General features: G+C 52.5%; 17 protein-coding genes. 8 read left to right on the top strand and 9 right to left on the bottom strand.

Annotated elements, in window-relative coordinates; all coding sequences use genetic code 11:
- Positions 1–154 precede the first annotated feature (154 nt).
- From K7H08_RS04765 to K7H08_RS04755, 3 genes are all read left to right on the top strand, one after another.
- Complete coding sequence (locus K7H08_RS04765; RefSeq protein ID WP_231657317.1) at positions 155–1,099, top strand: siderophore-interacting protein; 945 nt, start codon at positions 155–157, stop codon at positions 1,097–1,099.
- Between the two features lie 206 nt (positions 1,100–1,305).
- Positions 1,306–2,103 carry an inositol monophosphatase family protein gene (locus tag K7H08_RS04760; RefSeq protein WP_198348540.1) on the top strand — a complete coding sequence of 266 codons (798 nt, stop codon included), beginning with the start codon at positions 1,306–1,308 and terminating at the stop codon, positions 2,101–2,103.
- Positions 2,104–2,382: 279 nt separating this feature from the next.
- Complete coding sequence (locus K7H08_RS04755) at positions 2,383–3,150, top strand: ABC transporter ATP-binding protein (RefSeq protein ID WP_231657316.1); 768 nt, start codon at positions 2,383–2,385, stop codon at positions 3,148–3,150.
- 83 nt (positions 3,151–3,233) lie between these two features.
- Here K7H08_RS04755 and K7H08_RS04750 read toward each other — a convergent pair whose 3' ends face one another.
- The 4 genes from K7H08_RS04750 to K7H08_RS04735 all read right to left on the bottom strand — a co-directional run bounded on the left by K7H08_RS04750 (position 3,234) and on the right by K7H08_RS04735 (position 8,204).
- Complete coding sequence (locus K7H08_RS04750; RefSeq protein ID WP_038481928.1) at positions 3,234–4,322, bottom strand: DUF1513 domain-containing protein; 1,089 nt, start codon at positions 4,320–4,322, stop codon at positions 3,234–3,236.
- A gap of 3 nt (positions 4,323–4,325) precedes the next feature.
- A complete protein-coding gene (locus tag K7H08_RS04745) occupies positions 4,326–5,357 on the bottom strand; it encodes an imelysin family protein (RefSeq protein ID WP_038481925.1) in 1,032 nt (343 codons plus the stop codon).
- 49 nt (positions 5,358–5,406) lie between these two features.
- Positions 5,407–6,846 carry a di-heme oxidoreductase family protein gene (locus K7H08_RS04740; protein WP_231657315.1) on the bottom strand — a complete coding sequence of 480 codons (1,440 nt, stop codon included), beginning with the start codon at positions 6,844–6,846 and terminating at the stop codon, positions 5,407–5,409.
- A 77-nt stretch (positions 6,847–6,923) separates the two neighbouring features.
- Positions 6,924–8,204, bottom strand: coding sequence for an imelysin family protein (locus tag K7H08_RS04735; protein WP_231657314.1), 1,281 nt, complete (start codon positions 8,202–8,204; stop codon positions 6,924–6,926).
- A gap of 173 nt (positions 8,205–8,377) precedes the next feature.
- Here K7H08_RS04735 and K7H08_RS04730 point away from each other — a divergent pair, with 173 nt between their 5' ends.
- On the top strand, positions 8,378–9,244 hold the full coding sequence (locus K7H08_RS04730) for a LysR family transcriptional regulator ArgP (protein WP_231657313.1): 867 nt from the start codon (positions 8,378–8,380) through the stop codon (positions 9,242–9,244).
- A 141-nt stretch (positions 9,245–9,385) separates the two neighbouring features.
- Complete coding sequence (locus K7H08_RS04725; protein WP_231657312.1) at positions 9,386–11,179, top strand: diguanylate cyclase; 1,794 nt, start codon at positions 9,386–9,388, stop codon at positions 11,177–11,179.
- A gap of 22 nt (positions 11,180–11,201) precedes the next feature.
- On the opposite strand, the gene K7H08_RS04720 is transcribed toward K7H08_RS04725, so the two are convergent.
- The 3 genes from K7H08_RS04720 to K7H08_RS04710 all read right to left on the bottom strand — a co-directional run bounded on the left by K7H08_RS04720 (position 11,202) and on the right by K7H08_RS04710 (position 12,945).
- Complete coding sequence (locus K7H08_RS04720; protein ID WP_038481916.1) at positions 11,202–11,759, bottom strand: cytochrome b; 558 nt, start codon at positions 11,757–11,759, stop codon at positions 11,202–11,204.
- 81 nt (positions 11,760–11,840) lie between these two features.
- A complete protein-coding gene (locus K7H08_RS04715; RefSeq protein WP_038481913.1) occupies positions 11,841–12,035 on the bottom strand; it encodes a tautomerase family protein in 195 nt (64 codons plus the stop codon).
- 37 nt (positions 12,036–12,072) lie between these two features.
- Positions 12,073–12,945: a LysR substrate-binding domain-containing protein gene (locus tag K7H08_RS04710; RefSeq protein WP_095602591.1), complete on the bottom strand. Its 873-nt coding sequence runs from the start codon at positions 12,943–12,945 to the stop codon at positions 12,073–12,075.
- A gap of 102 nt (positions 12,946–13,047) precedes the next feature.
- On the opposite strand from K7H08_RS04710, the gene K7H08_RS04705 reads away from it, so the two are divergent.
- On the top strand, positions 13,048–13,926 hold the full coding sequence (locus K7H08_RS04705) for a DMT family transporter (RefSeq protein ID WP_198348548.1): 879 nt from the start codon (positions 13,048–13,050) through the stop codon (positions 13,924–13,926).
- 4 nt (positions 13,927–13,930) lie between these two features.
- Here K7H08_RS04705 and K7H08_RS04700 read toward each other — a convergent pair whose 3' ends face one another.
- Positions 13,931–14,704, bottom strand: a complete 774-nt coding sequence (locus K7H08_RS04700) for an RsiV family protein (RefSeq protein ID WP_231657311.1) — start codon at positions 14,702–14,704, stop codon at positions 13,931–13,933.
- Positions 14,705–14,818: 114 nt separating this feature from the next.
- Positions 14,819–16,258: a hypothetical protein gene (locus tag K7H08_RS04695; protein ID WP_038481901.1), complete on the bottom strand. Its 1,440-nt coding sequence runs from the start codon at positions 16,256–16,258 to the stop codon at positions 14,819–14,821.
- Between the two features lie 315 nt (positions 16,259–16,573).
- Here K7H08_RS04695 and K7H08_RS04690 point away from each other — a divergent pair, with 315 nt between their 5' ends.
- Together K7H08_RS04690 and K7H08_RS04685 are read left to right on the top strand one after the other, a co-directional pair.
- A complete protein-coding gene (locus tag K7H08_RS04690) occupies positions 16,574–16,954 on the top strand; it encodes a septal ring lytic transglycosylase RlpA family protein (RefSeq protein WP_009722293.1) in 381 nt (126 codons plus the stop codon).
- A gap of 194 nt (positions 16,955–17,148) precedes the next feature.
- Positions 17,149–18,153, top strand: coding sequence for an NADP-dependent oxidoreductase (locus tag K7H08_RS04685; protein ID WP_231657310.1), 1,005 nt, complete (start codon positions 17,149–17,151; stop codon positions 18,151–18,153).
- Positions 18,154–18,316 lie beyond the last annotated feature (163 nt).

Genomic DNA, 18,316 nt, shown 5'->3' with positions numbered 1-18,316 from the left:
AGCCGGGCAGATCGCTACACAGGGCCTGATAGGCAGCAGAGTCATTTCTTAGCCTTACTCTTTTCTGGAGTTGGTGGTTGAATTATCCGCAACGATTCTAAATGATAATAATTAGCACTACAATTAACACCATTTATTAATGGAGACAGCTACGATGGCGGCTAAACAGACCTACCAGCTTTTCGATATCACTCTCGCTCGGCGGACCCAAGTCAGCGCCTCATTAGTCAGGTTCACCTTTACTGGCCCTGCCGTCAGCCAAATGGCGACCTACGCTCCGGATCAGCGCGTCAAACTGTTCTTCCCTGAAGGCGGTGGTAGCCTCGATCCACTGTTTGAGATTGCCAAGCTGGCAGAACACGATTGGTACAGCGCCTATCGCGCACTGCCAGATGCCCAGCGTCCCTCTGCGCGCACCTACACCATTCGTGACCTGCGCCCAGAGCAGGCTGAGGTGGATGTAGAGTTTGTGCTCCACGGCGACAATGGCCCTGCCTCACGCTGGGCAATGCGCGCCCGCCCAGGTGATCGGCTAGCCATGACAGCCCCCGACGCTAGAGCGGAAGGCCCCAAGCAGGGCTACGAATGGAAGCCACCTCAAGGCGTGCGCCGTATTCTAATCATCGCCGATGAAACCGCCCTCCCCGCTGCGGCCGGTATTCTAGAAACCCTTGATGACCTGCCTCTCAAACCCAAGGTCGAAGCACTACTCGAAGTACCTCGCCGCGACGATGTTCAACCGCTACCCCAGTCCGCAAAGCTGCGCTGGCTGGCACGTGACGCTGAGCCCGGCTGCCAGCATGGTGAGCTGATGATGAGAGCCCTGCGCGATATTGATTTACATAAGGAAATTCAAGCGCTAGGCGGCACGCCTACTAACGTCACTACCAGTGCCACGACCAACGATGAAAGCGACGATGAAGACGCCCCGCTCTGGGAACCCGCCACCTTGGATGATAGCGCGCCTTTCTACGCTTGGATCGCCGCTGAAACCAAGGTCGCCATGAAGCTGCGCCGCTACTTAGTCAACGAGTGCGGGTTACCCAAGCAGTACGTTACCAGCATGGGCTACTGGCGCCTGGGCAAGGCCAATGGTTAAAGGAACGGCAAATAACAAGGTGTTAAACAGTGACTCCATAAGCAAGCCAGCTCTCGTGACTGCCCCAGTTTGATAGGGACGACACTCATACACCAAGAGCAAGCCACCAAACCAAGACTGCCCACTGTCATCGCCACGTCACGAATGGTTAGTTACCTTTATCAAACGATTTGATAACAGCCATACAAGCCCCCAGGAGAAACCACATGCTTGAGAGCGAAAACAGCTTGCTGGAAACAGTTAAGCAAGCAGCCTATGAGGCTGGCGCGCTGTTGCGCGAGGGGTATTCGCAAAAGGGACGGATTGCATTTGAGCAAAAGGGGACATCTGACTTCGTTAGCTACTACGATACGGCAGCCGAGAGTATCATTATCGACTGCATCAGCAGCGCTTTTCCCGATATCGCTTTCCTTGGTGAAGAAAGTGGCCTGACGCCCACCGATAGCGACTATACCGTGATTATTGACCCCCTTGATGGCACCAGTAATTTTCTGCATGGCGTGCCTCACTTCTCGGTGTCTATTGCGGTCACCAAAGGTGATGCGCTGATCATCGGTGTTGTCTATCAACCACTCCTTGATGAAATGCTTTGGGCAGGCCAAGGCGCGGGTGCCTTTCTCAATGATCGCCCGTTAACAACACCAGCCCCTCGCCCGCTAACCGAGATGCTGGTGAGCACTTGCCTGCCTTACCATGCCAAAGGCGACTGCACGACAGCGCTAAATCAACTCGCGGCATTAATGCCACATGTGGCGGGCATCCGCAGCCCGGGCTCAGCGGCGCTCGAGATCGCCTACCTTAGCCTCGGCCGCTTCGATGCATTTTGGTCTCAGGGTGCTGAGCTCGACTTCTGGGATATCGCCGCGAGCATTGTAATTGCCCGAGAAGCTGGCTACACCGTCACAGACCTCACTGGAGAGCCCAATCCAGCTCAATGGAATAGCCTAATGGCAGCGCACCCTGAGCGGCATAGCCAACTGCTAGCATATTTAACCTCTTACTGAAAAACGGCCAATGTCACTGCTGAGCTTCAACATTTCCTATTTGTTGAGGCATACAAGCAGCCGCTGTAAACAACCCGCTTATTTTTTGTGCTTTCTGCCCTGTCGCGTTTTAAAGAGCCGCCCGCGACATTTTGACCACGAAGCAATCGGGATGGCGGTTCGTGGCTGAGTACTTAGAAAGATTCACACACCGGCGAAAATCTTTTTATTTTTTATTAAAAATGAGAACCATTAGCACTAGAATGGAGCCACTATTTATCCTATCGCCAGGAGTGATTCATGTTCGAGGTCAAAGGCGCCACCTTTGAAATCAATGGTAAGCAGATTTTAAATCCCATTGACCACAGCTTTCATGAGGGCAAGGTTTACGGCCTGATTGGCCATAACGGCTCGGGAAAGTCGACGCTGATTAAACTCATGGCCCAGCAGCAACCTACTAGCCAGGGAGAGATTCACTTCGACCAACGCCCACTGAGTGACTGGGGAAACCGCGAGTTCGCTCGTCAGGTGGCTTACCTGCCCCAGCATTTGCCCAGCGCTGAAAGCCTGACTGGGCGCGAGCTGGTGGCTTTTGGCCGCTACCCTTGGCACGGCCTGCTGGGTCGCCACAACCAGAAAGATAAAGATGCCATTGATCGCGCCATCGCCCTTACCCACACAGAGGCCTTTGCCGACCGCTTAGTCGATACACTCTCCGGCGGCGAGCGTCAGCGAGTATGGTTGGCTATGCTACTCGCCCAGGAAAGTCGTTTCTTGCTGCTCGATGAGCCGCTAGCAGCACTAGATATTGCTCACCAAATTGAAGTGCTAGCGCTGGTTCGCAAGCTATGCGATGAGCTGAACCTTGGCGTCATTATTGTGTTGCATGATATCAATATGGCGTCACGCTACTGTGATGAACTGATGGCACTGCATAGCGGTCGCTTGCTGGCCCATGGCAGTCCGGATGATTTGATGAGTTGCAGCACCTTAGAAGCGATTTATGGCCTGCCCATGCAGGTGATGAAACACCCCAATGGGGAGCACAATATTGCCGTGGCCCAATGAGATTACCTTGGCCGCTGGCTTTTTCGCGCTTTCGACTGTCGGAATGAATGCTTTTCGCTATTTAAGTCAACGTTAAGTACCTATCAGGTCAGATGGTTATCCCAGCGGAATTCCTGGGTGACGAGCAACTCGGGCACTGCCGTGTCAGGCGTTACACGGTAGAGCCCGCCCTGGCCGGAGGAGACCAGAAAGCCGCCGTTACCATCACAGCGGGCCCCCGCAGCGTCGGGTAACTCCAAGTTAGCGTTCAAGCGGCCTTGTTCAGCATCCAGCAGCAGCACCCGATTGCCGCGAGGTGCGGTCACCAGAACAGTTGCCGAAACACGGCTAAACGCGACACTAGCGGTGTAGTGCCGCAGGCTGGCGGTGACCTCATCGGGCAGCGCCAGCTCAGAGAAGTCTCCGGCAGCATCCAGACGACAAATCAGCGGATAGGATTCCCACTCAGGGCCTTCAAATTGGTATCCGGCGATCACCGTGCCGTCCGCTGCCACGTCCAGATGGCGGCAGCTAAGCTGGTGGTGCGAAGGAGCGTGGCGGGCTACTACTTCGCCGCTGTGGCGGTTCATAAGCATCAGTGCTGGGGCCATGGTGTCCAGATTGAGCTTTACCCGGCCGTAGTCTGGATGAGTCTGGATGCCGCCCAAACCAATAACTAGAGTGTCGCCATCCGGCATCAGCCGAAGCTCATGGGGCCCGATACCACCCAGCGGCATATCACGGACATGGGTGTAGTCGTTGGCAGCATCGTAAACGCGCACTAGCCCGGCGCTGTCCTCCAAACGATTAGCGGTGACATACAGGTAGCGCCCGTTCAAGTCGAAAACGCCATGCCCGTAGAAGTGATAGCCCTCCCCGGCCGCAATGGTGTGGGCTAATTGGCGGCTGTCCCCATCGATCACATGCATCCGTGTACCGGGACGGCGAGCGAACAATACTGCCTGGCGGGAATCAGGCCGTAAACAGCCGCCGTGACAGCGCTCGGGCACTTCGATCATAAAGCGGTTTTTACCATCCAGTGCTACCCCAGCGATGTAATGCTTCCCATCAAGACCATCAACCGCGCTAAACAGCCAGTCAGCATTTTCGCGCCCTGGCATCGCCCAGCTCAGCGGTGTTAGTGCCATTACGACACTTCCCAGGCCAGCTTTCAGCACCTGCCGTCGCTGCATAGCTCAATCTCCATCGCTAGAATTAAAGCCACGCACCAGGCCAAGCTCGGCCGCAATTTCGGTCCCCAGCAGATAGTTCAACTGACCAATATTGAGGTAAAGCGATTGCTGGCCACGAAATGCCTCGTCGTCAAGTGACGTTGTCAGCCCCGGTGGCAGATCACCCGTCTTGGCTAACGTCTTATCCAGTTGATCACGAAATGCCTCGGCGAGTGGCAGTGCATCGGCTTCACGCAGCAACGCCGAGAGCCCTGGAAGAAACCCCGTCCGCAGCCCTTCAAGCGTACTTTCCACCAAACGAATGGAGTTACCGCTACGCCAGGCTTCCGCTAAATAGCGGTTAGCGGGCGATCCTTGCAGGCCCATTGGCTCACCAAGACGTTTCTGTTCGAGGGTTTCGAGCGCTTGAATAGCGTTAGCCAACGTGGTTTCGGTGTAACGCGGGGTATCACGATAGTGCACGCCAAAGGCCTGCCAGTCGCGTTCCAGCGCGTTACTAGTGTCTGCGAGATGGGTAGAGATAGCCTGCAACAAACCACACATCGCCGGCTCACCAAGTGGCCGGTCACTCATGGCGTCGTCATAAAGCAAGTACTCAATAGCCGGAAATCCCTGAATCGCGACGCTATCGCTAGCGATGTCTTCAACCGTTGGCGTGGTGCCAGCTTGCAACCACCCTTCTACCTTGCTACCTACTAGGTTCTTGCGGTCTGGCCAAAACTGAAGTTGCCAGCCACGGCTGTTCTGCTCAATGGGTCCAAACTGGACAAAGCGCACCGCCTGCCAAGCTTGATAAGCACCCAGCCAGTCGCTTTCAAGCCGCTGTTTAAGCGATTCATCGGGAGCTTGGCAAAAACGCGTTGCGCTAGCCTCCAGGCGCTCAGAGGCATTACTGAGTTCGGCATACTGCTGCGCTATCGCGCTATGCCAGATATCACGCGGTGTATTGGTGTCCGCATCAGCAGAAACCAATGCAGAAAGGGGGGCCGCTAAAAACGCAACCGCCACCCCCAAACGACGAAGAGAAGCAATCACATAAACTCCTTACCAATAGTCGATAGCAGTAACAGAGGCGTCGCAAAGCTCACAGAGACTCAAGAAAGCGAATAAGTTCCGCGCGCTGGTCAGTCGGTAGATGTCGATAGGCTTTGGTGGCCGCCTCTGCTTCGCCACCATGCCAGAGAATCGCCTCTTCGAGCGTGCGGGCACGGCCATCGTGGAGAAAGCCAGCTCGAGGATTCACCGTTTGTGTCAGGCCAATACCCCACAACGGTGGGGTGCGCCATTCGCGCCCATCCGCTTGGAATTCACTACGATGATCGGCCAAGGCTTCGCCCATATCGTGGAGCAGTAGATCGCTATAAGGCCATATTTCTTGATTCGCCAACGCCGCTCGGGGGGCATCCGAGGCGGTACGATGTCGAGGGGTATGGCAGCTTGCGCAGCCCAGTGCGTTAAATGTCTCGGCACCCTGTATTACCTCAGGATCATCCATGTTGCGGCGCATCGGTACTGCTAGGCTAGAGGCATAGAAGGTGATGAAGTCTGCAATTTCATCGCTGACTTCAGGCGTTCCACCCTCAGGAAAGGCATCGCACCCCTGACTATCCATACAATCAGTTTGTGGCACTAAGCGAGAAGTTAGCCCCATATCGCCGGCGAAGGCGTGCATGCTCTGCTGCTCAATGCTTGGTTCACCCGCTTTCCAACCAAAGCGCCCCATCACCGTGGTGCCACTGCGCACATCCCAGACTTGGTTATAGCGCCCAGAAATACCATCGCCATCAGCATCGTTGGGATCGGCTGCAGCCATAAGGTCTGCTTCAGGAATCGCCTCCAGCAGGCCCAGACCAATCATTGGTGGCGCCAACCTCGGCGACGTCAGCAACGTATTCGGTAACTCACCGTAGGCAGGTTCGGCAATTGAGTAAAGCGGCTCCAGCAAGGTAACGCTATGGCCGTCGGCAAAGCCCACTTCCCGCGGACGGTACTCAATGATCAGTTTGCCCTCCGGCTGCACGCCAGGAATCGCAGAGGTTTGTAGCTGCAAACCGTAGTTGGGTACCGGGAGCGCGCCCCGTTGCTCCAGAATTTCCGGCTCTGCCTGATTGGAAGACAGCGAAAGACGCAGAAACAACGCGATGGGGGTTTCATCTCCCATTGGTGGGTGGCCCCGCCCATCCTTGAGATGGCAGCCTTGACAACTATTGGTATTAAACAACGGGCCCAGGCCATCACGGGCCTCAGTACTGGCAGGTGCTACCACCCAGGGGTTACGGAAAAAGCTATTGCCGACGCTGAAATCAAGCCGCTTGGTCATCGACATGTTACGTAGCGGTAATGAATAAGCGTTGTGATCAAATTGCTCCACTGCCCCATCGCCACCGCTCATCGGCGACGATTGAATGGCGGGAGATTCAGCCGCCTGTAAAGAGACCACAAACAAAGAGGCCGCCAACAGTGCTAAGAAAAGGCAGCATTGAGCGAGTCGCCTGAAGGCAAAAAAGCGAGAGAGGTGGCACATAAATATACCTTGAGACAAACGACAAAAGCCGTCCGACAGCCAAGCTGCCAGACGGCTCATAAAATCAAACGAATGATTTAGAAACGATGGCCTGCATCATCCGGCTGCAAAGAGGTAACCCCCAACTCACCGGCGGCTTCTTCAAGGGATACCGTTTGCGCCACCAGGGTGAGAATCGCTTCGTTGATCAATTCACTGCCCTGCTCATTACCCGGCGCAATCATCATATCGAATGCCATCGGCGAACTCTTCGCTTCAGCCGCTTGCTTGATAGCATCAAGCCGCGCCATGGTGGCTTCAAGCTGCTCACCAAGGGTATCGGCTAGCTCGCTATCTGCCTGAGACAGTAAGTCTTGCAGCGAAGGCCCCTCTACCACACTGCCATCAAGGCGCTGATAGCTGCCGGTGTAGATATTCTGAATCCCCTGGCCGTTGTAGTAGTGAGAGTTGTGGGTATTATCGCTGAAGCAGTCATGCTCATCTTCAAAAGAGTTGGCTTCAAGCGCGACTTTTAAGCGCTCCCCCGCTAGCTCACCCAACGATAGCGACCCCATACCAAATAGCATACGGCGCAGGCCTTCCTGATCACTTTCAGCTAGCAGCTCCTGACGATAGTTGCCTTCAACTTCCGGCGACCACTGGGCAACCATCCACTCAAGATCACTGACCAGCAGGTCCGACACTGCATCCAAGTACGTCCGGCGACGATCGCAGTTACCATGGGTGCAGTCATCGCCGGTTTGGAAGTCACTCATCGGACGCTCACCACTGCCTGCTTCGAAGCCATTAAGATCCTGCCCCCAGAGCAGAAATTCGATGGCGTGGTAGCCGCTGGCGACGTTGGCTTCTGAGCCACCCACTTCGTTAAGGTCAGCTAAGAGCTCTGACGTAATATCACTGACATCCAGGACTTCTCCCCCTATCGTGATACGTTCGTTGGCAATGATATTAGCAGTGGCCCCTTCATTACCCAGCTCATGTTGATAGCCATCGCTTTCGACATAATCAATCATGCCCTCATCCAAAGGCCAGGCGTTCAGCTGCCCTTCCCAGTCATCCACCACCACATTGCCAAAACGAAATACTTCGCTTTGCTGATACGATACCCGTGCTTGCAGCCAGGCTTGCTTAGTTGCGTTAAGAGCCTCAACAGTAGGGTTGGCCAGCAATTCGTCGATACGCTCGTTCAACACCTCGGCGGCATTGAGCGCATCGGCGTAATTAGCATGCGCCAAGTCGGCATAGTGATGAACCACAGCGTCGGCGCTAACAGCATCGTCAGCGGAAACGGCTAAAGGCATCAGCGCGCTAAGCGCAACGATACCTGCAAGAGGGCGACGGAGCATGATGACAGGCATTACAGTGTCCTTTAAGCGATGGCATTGAGAGTTTAGTGTCGTTTCCCTGCAGATTAATGTAATTCATTTACTTATGACATTCAATCTCACTTACATAAGGATATGGCGCTTTTATTTGTTAAATACGCGTCTTTTGCATAACGTCATTACTTTCTTATCCTGGGAAGACGGCCATGTTGGATTACAAACTTCTCCATGCCCTGGCCACAGTGGTGGAGAGCGGCGGTTTTGAACGAGCAGGCGATATATTAGGGCTTTCTCAATCAGCCATTTCCCAACGTATAAAAGCACTGGAAGTACGCCTAGGCCAGCCAGTGCTAATGCGCCACCCTAAGCTTTCACCCACACCTGCTGGTCAGCGGCTACTCACCCATTACCAGCAAGTACAGCTGTTAGAACACGACCTACAGCAGACGCTACCTACGCTAGATAACGCAACGACCCGACTAAGAATCGCCATCAACGCTGACAGCGTGGTGACGTGGTGGGCAAACGCAGTGGCAGATATCTGTCAAACCGAGGGCGTATTGCTCGATTTAGTTATTGAGGATCAGGACGTTGGGCTTAACCGTCTGCGAGATGGCGATGTCGCAGCCTGTCTTTGTTCTACGCCAACACCCATCGCGGGCGCTCGCTGTATTAAAGTAGGCGAGATGCGTTATCTCCCGCTAGCATCACCTGCCTACGTGCAACGCTACTTTCCTGAAGGCCTTTCTCCAGAAGCTTTTCAGCAAGCCCCGGTAATTGTGTTCGGCCCTCATGACCAGCTTCAGCATCAGTTTCTTGCTCAGTGCGGTTATCACGGCCATTTCCCCTACCACCTGTGCCCTTCATCAGAAGGATTTGTGCGTCTCGCCACCGCAGGCATTGGCTACGGAATGGTTCCACAACTACAGGCACTAGACCAACTGCAAAAAGGCCACCTTGTCAGCATCGCCCCCGGTCACTCGCTGACAGTGCCACTTTATTGGCATTTTTGGCGCCACAGTGGACAACTAGTCCAGCGCCTAACTAAAAGTCTGATCTACATCATGCTTTAGACCCAATGTCGGCCACTCGCTTTGAAAGAGGTCTACACTTCGCCTAGGAGCAAAACCCGCCCAAGGCAGGCAAGGGATCCTAGGCACTAAGACCTAGAAGCGATAAAGCCCAACGCAAAAATAACCAAAATAGCGATATTTATGGATGCTTACTGTTGGTTAAAGCGCCTTCCGGCTGGCTTGTTAGTGCTTATTATTAGCTGGCATTCCCAAACAAGTGCAGCGGCTACTATCGTCGTCTCTTCCGAGCAGGCGCGTTACGATTTAAATGAAGTAAGCGGTTACTGGCATACGTCAAAATCGCTAAACCTGCGTGATATTGTAGCGTTATCCCCCTCATTTCACCCGGTCCGTCACGCCTCTGATTTGCATTTCGGCTATACACAAAGCGATGTCTGGCTAAAAACGCAAATTCATAATACATCGCCCCTCCCGGCTACCTGGATGGTTAAATTCGAATACCCATTTTTAGACCATGTCACTCTTTATACGCTGAGAGGACACGCTAGTGACGTTCAGCACAGCGGGATCGCCGTGCCAATTGACGAGCGATCAATCGCCCACCGACAGGCTGTTTTTCCGGTGATGCTGCTCGGCGGGGAAACCGTGACGCTTTATACCCAGGTAAAAGCCACGGGCAGTAAATTTCTGAGCTATAGCTTAATGACGCCAGAGGCTTTTTATACTCAGAATGACCAGCATAATTTCTGGCTGGCGACTTACTTCGGCATGCTGCTAACATTAAGCGTTTACAACCTGCTGCTATTTTTTGTGCTTAAAGAGCACGTATTTCTCTACTACGCGCTATTTGCCTTCGGGTTTACACTGGCAAGTTTGACGTTCAATGGTCTTGGCACGCTGATGTTTTGGAGCTTCCTAGGCGATAACACCGCGCGCCTGGTAGCGATTGGCTTTACGTTTGCTTCTGCGATGGGAGCCCTATTCACTCAAAGTTTTCTTAATACAGCCATCTACTGCCCACGCTGGCATCAAATCATTACGCTATTTCGCGGCTACTGCTATATAGCGCTGGTAGCAATGATATTTTTGCCAATTCAACCCGCCCTACGCTTAATGGATATAACAGGGTTTGCTGCCTCACTATTAATGCTCGTGTGCGGTATTTATTGCAGTTTGCGCCGCGTGCCTAGCGCCCGTATTTTTGTGCTCGCCTGGTCAATATTTCTACTAGGGGCTAGCGTATTTGCACTTCGAAATCTTAGTATTCTACCCGCCAACTTCCTAACCCTTCATGGGATACAAATCGGCTCAGCCATTGAGATGTTGCTGCTATCTTTCGCACTGGCCGCACGTTTTAATAAATTAAAATGGCAGAAGGAGCGCGCCCAGGCAGAAACCGTCGCAATGCTCAAAAAGCAGGAGGCTGTTCTAGAAGCAAAAGTAGCTGCTCGTACTCAGGCACTAGAGAAACTAGCCAACCACGATATGCTCACCGGCTTGCTTAACCGCAATGGACTGACGCGCTGTGCAGAAGCGGCTATTGAACATTGCAAACAAACGCATACATCTTTAGCGCTAGTCATGTGTGACCTTGACTGCTTCAAACCAATTAACGACCAGTATGGCCATGAGATAGGCGACTTCGTGCTTCAGCAAGTTGCCAAACGTCTCGTGCACGTCGCACGTGGGAGTGATCATTGCGCGCGCTTTGGCGGCGACGAGTTTATTCTCTTACTAGAGGGGATAACTGATCAGACTGCGTTAGAGGAGATGCGTAACCGTATCGAACAGACCGTTCGCTCACCTATCAAGCTACCTGATGGCACGTTAGTTAGCGTAGGCGTCAGCATCGGTATTTGTATTAGCCATGACGGTAACGATACGTTAGCCAGCCTGCTTCGTGAAGCGGATAGCCAGATGTATGCCGTCAAGTCACGCCAAACCACCCGTTACTATGGCTATGGTTCAGCGTGATCATGATGGATAGAAAACTATATCAGTCAAACAAGCTCATACGTTTCATAACGTTATCGCGCTTGATTCGCCAGTGAAATAGAGCACCCGCAATATGCAGCGTAATAAGCACAACTAACGCCCACCCTAAACGCTCATGCCAAACAAACAGCGTTTGCGAAAGCGCTTCGTTTTTGCCCAACAACCCCGGCAAATGCCATTGAAAAAACTCAACAGGAAAGCCGCCGGTAGCAGTGGCTGTCCAACCAATCAGTGGCATAACCACTAGTCCCGCATAAAGCAAGTGATGCACGCTAGTACTGATAATTCGCTCGAAGGCATTGAGCGGCGGCTCGTGGTCGGGCACAACAAAAGCTAGCCGCGTAATAATCCTCAGCGTCATTAGCAACAGTATCGTCACGCCTAAGGTTTTATGGCTAGTGTAGAGCACGTTGGTAAGCGCATTCCCCAGCAAAGCAACGGCGCGTTCATACCCCAGGAAGCCAAGCGTCAGGCCACTTAACAATGACAGCAACACGGCGACTGCCACTAGCCAATGCAACACTCGGTGAGGATAAATATAGTGATCTAGCTCGTGCATTCAGAACTCCTGGCTCATTCGCGTCATGGTAATTAGCTTAGTTCAGTCAGGTTACGTTAAAAAAACTAATTATCGAGTTCCTCACTGAGCAGTATCACGATCAACCCCCATTTGGCCGCCTTTGGACCAATTTTCCCGCGTTACTTCTTGAAAAAACACCTGCACGCTCACCGGGTCGGTACCATACACATCGCAGAACGCGTCAGTAATACGCTTTGCCAATTCTCGCTTTTGGGCAAGATCACGGGGGAATTGCTGGATAGTGACTATAGGCATCTTAACTTCCTATCAAAGAACACGTTAAAGCAACACCTTATAACGCTTCACTAGGTGCCGCTAGCTGTTCGCGAATCAATTCCCCTAAACGCCGCGCAGGTTCAGAAGGACGGTGTGGAGCACGATGGAGCGCTAGCTCAATCATTGGCAAGGCCGGAAGACCACTGCTGTCATCCAGCGGGCGCAGCGATGGGGTTAACATACTACGCGTTACCACAACAACGGCTAACCCCGCTGTTACGATAGGAGCAAGACCCGCCATTGACTGGCTGGTATACGCAACGCGCCAATCACGCCCAGCCCCTTGTAACGCCTGCTCGGCAACCTCGCGAAAAACATCAGCGCCGGGTGAATAAAGCGCTAGCGGAATAGGGTCACTTAGCGAAGGCTGCTGATTTACCCCTACCGCCCATATCAGCGGCTCACGACGAATCACATCGCCTCCTGGCGAGTTTCGTTGGCGAGTCACCAGCGCTAAGTCCAACTCCGCTGCTTTGACCTGTTCGACCAAGTGAGCACTGGTGCCACACTTTACGGTTAGCCCCACCGCAGGATACAGCTGGTGAAAGTACGCAAATACTGACGGCAATAGCGACGCATAGTCTTCAGGAATACCCAACGTTAAATCGCCCGTTATCTGGCGCGCCTGCATATCGCTCCACGCGTCGTCATTAAGTGCCAATAGGCGGCGCGCGTGAGCCAGTAAGCGATCTCCTTCTGGGGTGAAACGCAGCCGTCGCCCAGCTCGCTCATGCAAACTCACATCAAGCTGCGTCTCTAAACGCTGTAACTGCATGCTCACTGTTGACTGGGTATACGCTAGCCGCTTTGCCGCTGCCGTGACGCTCCCGGTATCGGCAATCGCGACCAGCGTACGCAACAGAGTTAAGTCAAACGTCGGCGCGCGCATACATCACCATTATTGATAATAATGATCATAAAAGATCGATATTGTGATGAGGTGTTTACTGAGTATGCTGCGCGTCTCAGGTTTAACGCAAGGAGAGATGCCATGCATCCCGTTCATTCCCCGGTTGTCATATCACCCAGGTACAGTGTATGCGCAGCACTTGTGGCGGTGATGTTATGGAGCATAGCGCCACTATTAGCAGAGTTGGCGCGGGATACCTCTCCGCTTCAGCTCACCGCACTTACGCTGCTGGCAGGTGCACTAGCGACACTGCCACTCAGCCGTCGCGTTAACGTCGCGGCTTGCCGTCTGCGCTGGCAAATTAGCGTATGGCTTGGTCTACCACTGTTGATCGTCGGTGCTGTTAGCAGTTACTACATTGGCATGCGTCTAGCACCTGCCGCAGAAGCCGCGTTGATCACTTACACCTGGCCAGTGCTGTTTGTGCTATTAAGCCAATGGAGCCGGTTTGGTCGTCTGCATATCGCAAGCGTAACAGGCGCGCTAATTGCTTTTTCGGGTGCCACTATTTTGTTACTGCCGCAAGCCTTAAGTGGCGGCTTTGGTGGGGCTGCTTCAGGATATGGGTTAGCGCTACTGGCGGCTTGTTGCTGGGCGCTCTACTCCTGGCTCGGGCAAGTAGCTCCTGTATCGCTGACGCCATTGCTCCCGCGCTTATTAATGGTCGCCTGCGCTGTTGCAACCTGCGCCAGCTTGATAGTGGAAGGAACCTTCATCATGCCGCAGGGCGAAGCTCTGTTGGCGGGCATCGCGCTGGGGCTTGGGCCGTACGGCATCGCCATGGTGGCCTGGGATAAAGCACTACGATTTGGCCAAGCCAGCCTAGTCGGCAGCCTTGCCTATGGTGTACCGATCCTAGCGGCACTGCTACTGGTACTGGCAGGCGTCAGCGTGTTCGACTGGCGGCTACCAACGGCCGCCTTGTTGGTCGTTATAGGCTGCTTAAAAGCGAGCCGCTGAAGCACTACTTACCTAAATAGCGAGGCTTTGCGATACCTTCCAGCGCATCAAGGGATAACGTCAAGACAGGTTGGCCGGCTGCATAAGGGGCAATTTCATAGACGTTATATTTAACTTCCCAGGCAGTTGCTAACGGGGCTATGTTGCGGCTCTCGCTGAGCGGCCAACTTAGGGCAAACTGCTCATCATGGCCCATCTCCTCTATCCAGCGCTGGTGGGCCTGATCGAGCAGTGCTTGAAAAGCGCCCTGCTGGTCTTCCAACAGCATATCGTCTGGATCAACCACACGCTGCTGACGCTCGTCTATCACCATAAACTCAGTCATTGGCAAACCATGCGCTTGCCCCGCGTGATAAACGTAGCTACTTAGTTCAAGTATCAATAAGTCGTTGTGCTGCCCATAAACCTTAGCTTCTAACATCGCCTCGCTAGTCATTGCTCCAGGTGAGGTGCGATTATCTTCCTCAACTAGCTCAAAAAAGTTTTGTGCAAAGGCATCCCAGCTATCAGCTGGCAATGCATCCTCCTCAGTAATGCCCATTGCAAGCGTTAACAGCCGCTTTCGTAGCTGCTCCGTTAGCTCTGCAGACTGCGGAAACGCAAGCGCAGACACGGTAACGGTAGAGCACTGTTCAGCTTGACACTCAGGTGCTATGTACTCTTTTTCAACCGTTTTTGAAACAAGCGCAAGTGACTCTTCAGAAGCATTATCCGACGACTGACAACCACTTAATAACAATAAACCAATCACCGTTAAGCCGAATGAATAGCGCAGCATAAAACCTCCTTGTGAATAACGTAGCCACCTTCAAGCCACGTAAATAGTAATACAAAAGCAAACGCCCCTGCTGTCACCAGCAAGGGCGTAGTTAATCATACAACGTGCGCTAAATTACGCGTCAGGCTGCATTTCTGTTGGCTCTGCATTGACTTGCAGCTCAAACATACCACTGCCGCTAACAGCGAAACCACGTGCAATAACGGTGTAGGTGCCCGGCAAAAGCGCCTGCTCTAAACGCGAGTTAGTGCCACTACCGCCGTCATCATCACTGTAAGAGTCGCTTTCTCCATGAATCTCTAAATACGTATCAAAGTCACTTGAACGCATATTAAGCCTGACCAAAGAGCTTTCTTCTAAGGTGAGTTCATAGGTCAACGGCTCACCGCTATACCAGCCATTGAGCGTTTCATTGGGTGTTAACTCACCTTCATTACGCAGCTCTACACCATCCGGTAATTCACGCGGCTCTACTGACAGCGTAAACAAACCACTGTCGGAGCCATACGCCGTGCGTGCTGTTAACTGATAACTACCCGGCGCCAAGAAATCGGCAATACTGGCGTCCAGATTGCCAGCACTGTCGTCATCTTCGCGGAAATATCCATTAGGCCCCTCCAGCACAAGATATGAATCGATATCGCTTGAACGCATATCGATTTGATACATACCCGCTTCTTCGATCTCTAGCTGATAACTCAGCTCCTGACCACTCAACCAACCACTAAGCGTATCACTAGGCATAACGCTACCATCGTTGCGTAGCTCACCATCGCCCGGCAACTCACGCGGTTCAGCACTCAACGTGAAAAGGCCACTCCCTTCGCCGAAGGCAGACCGTGCGGTGACGGTATAATCACCAGGAGCAAGGAAATCTGAAATACGTGCATTTAAGTTGCCCGCACCATCATCATCTTCACGGTAGTAGCCGTTCGGGCCAGATAGCTCTAGATACGCATCAAACTCATCAGCGCGCATCTCGATTTGATACATGCCTGCTTCTTCGACGGTTAACGATACCTCCCGAGAGGTTCCATCTAACCAGCTATCCATCGGCTCGCCAATGGCCAGCGTGTCAGAGTCGCTCAGCTCAACCGTGCGGCTATTAAGGGTGAATGGGCCATAGCCACTTGCATCCGCCCCACTGACAATCACCAGATAGTCTCCAGTTTCTTCGACATGGTGACGAACTGTCTCAGCACTCTCTAACAGCTGTAGCTGATCGTCATAGAGCGCTACCAACCCCTGCAAGGCGCCGCTAAGAGAAAGTTCTACTAACGAACCTTCTTCAAGGCTGATCGCATAACGCAAATAGCGACTACCGTCATTACCGTTTAACTCACCTGCCGAGGTAATTTCACCTCTAGCACGCTCGCCAAGCGTGACGCTATCAAGCCCTGCTAATGCCGAGGAAGCCTGCCCCTGTTCTGAGCTGGCAGACTCTTCAACGGGGGCCGGTGTCGTAAAGCTCGGCACGGCCTGAGCAGCTAAAAAACCAACAGCAACCCCGCCGACAGCAACCAAAATCAGCGTTAGAGAAGAAGACTTAGCCATAGGTGCATCCTTGTTTATTGGCAAACATTTAAAACCTAGCGAGCGTTAATTATATGATGCTTACCTGATTAAAGTGAGCCTTTATCTAAAATTTATAATAGACACGATACATTGCTTAGTTACATCGACCACACTTCTTTAACTTGCTGAATTACAAAGGCACTGAAGAAAGTTGCAAAAAATCTTAATTTAGAAGCCAATTGCATCGATCTTCTTAAAGCTTGCCGTATCAAAATAGCCACGTTACTATCGGCAGATATGTCGGTAACATACCGATACGTATAGAATCAGCACTATGCAAACTGAGGCACTCCAATGGGAGCATCTAAACGTTTTATCCGAACGAGTTGTGCAGCGGCATTACTCATTTTTTTTACAGCTAGTCATGCGTTTGCCATCGATATTGAAATTCGTGAAGGGGTTGCATCCTTCTACAGCGACCGTTTTCAAGGATCACCCACTGCCAGTGGTGAACCATTTGACCAACAAGCACTGACGGCAGCTCATCCAACGCTTCCTTTTGGTACCAAGGTGCTAGTTACCCGCCCAGATACCGGACAGGAGGTTGAAGTACTGATCAATGATCGCGGTCCCTTTGTTAAGGGACGTATTATTGATCTATCAAAACGGGCAGCTCGCCAACTCGGCATGATTCGACGTGGCGTCGCACCCGTCATGATCACCCTGGTCGATTAACGGATAGCACACCCGCAAGCGTGTGATACCCCTTAAACAAACAGCGTTGAAGAAGATTCAGCTTAATTGAAAGCGGCTCACCAGGGCCGCTTTTTTATTGCACTACAAATTAATTCTTTGACGAACTTGAAAGCACGCTAATGGTCTCTATGCTGCAAGGAGATTTGTTTAAATCACACATGCAGGAGGCACCCATGCAATCTCGCTTTTTTACCTTAACTAATTACCCCACAGGCTTACCAAAGCGCGAATTATTTTCACTGGAAAGCCAGGAACTCCCCGACCTTGACGAAGGTGAAGTCAGGGTTCGCAACCATTGGCTGTCCGTTGACCCATATATGCGTGGACGAATGACAGGAGTGCGCACCTATGTCGCCCCTTTTGAGCTGGGCAAGCCGATGGAAGGTGGCGCAATTGGCGAGGTCATTGCGTCTAACCACCCTACCATTAAGGAAGGCGATAAAGTCAGCCACATGGGCGGTTGGCGAGATATCGCTCAAGTGCCAGGCGACAGTGTTACTGCACTACCAGACAGCGACATACCAGAACAAGCTTATCTAGGTGTATTGGGCATGCCAGGCATGACGGCATGGACAGGCTTGAACCTTATTGCTGAGTGTAAGCCTAGCGACAATGTACTGGTAAGCGCTGCCAGTGGTGCTGTTGGTTCGCTTGCTGTACAGCTGGCGAAAGCCAAAGGTTGCCACGTGGTTGGCATTGCTGGGGCTGCCCACAAGCTTGCGTGGCTTGAGTCATTGGGCGTTGAGCCGGTTAGCTACCAAGGCCGTAGTGCACAGGATCTCAGCGACGCTATTAAGCTTGCTAGTCCTAATGGCATTGACGTGTATTTTGAGAACGTTGGTGGTACCTGCTTAGAAGCAGCGCTAAGTCAACTCAATGACGGTGCACGCATTGCCGTATGTGGCATGATTGACAGCTATAACGCCGAAGCACCAACACCAGGGCCGAGCAACCTTTCCCAGCTGGTGGTACGCAAAGCTAAGATGCAGGGATTTATTGTCGCCGATCACTGGTCTAGCTATCGCTACTTCCTCAACGAAGTCTCTCCTCAGGTAGCGAAAGGCAATATAGCCTATAAAGAAACCGTCAAAGAGGGTCTTGAAAGCACACCGGATGCCTTTTTAGCGCTTTTTGAAGGGGGCAACACCGGCAAAATGCTGGTGAAGCTCACTGACTAAGCCATGCTTACGTCAAGTTAACCCCACATTGCCTACCTCACTATTTCCTACCCCAATAACAAGCCGCGCTACGGTAACAGGCGCGGCTTTTTGGTTTATAGCACTACTTAGCAAGCAAATGATTAGACCAAAAGTGAATTGATTATTAAAATTACCCATAATC

It is taken from the genome of Halomonas sp. IOP_6, from assembly GCF_021151565.1.
In the GTDB taxonomy this organism is placed as follows: domain Bacteria; phylum Pseudomonadota; class Gammaproteobacteria; order Pseudomonadales; family Halomonadaceae; genus Vreelandella; species Vreelandella alkaliphila.
The sequence above is the reverse complement of the archived record's forward strand: the minus strand, read 5'-3'. Positions and strand labels throughout refer to the sequence as shown.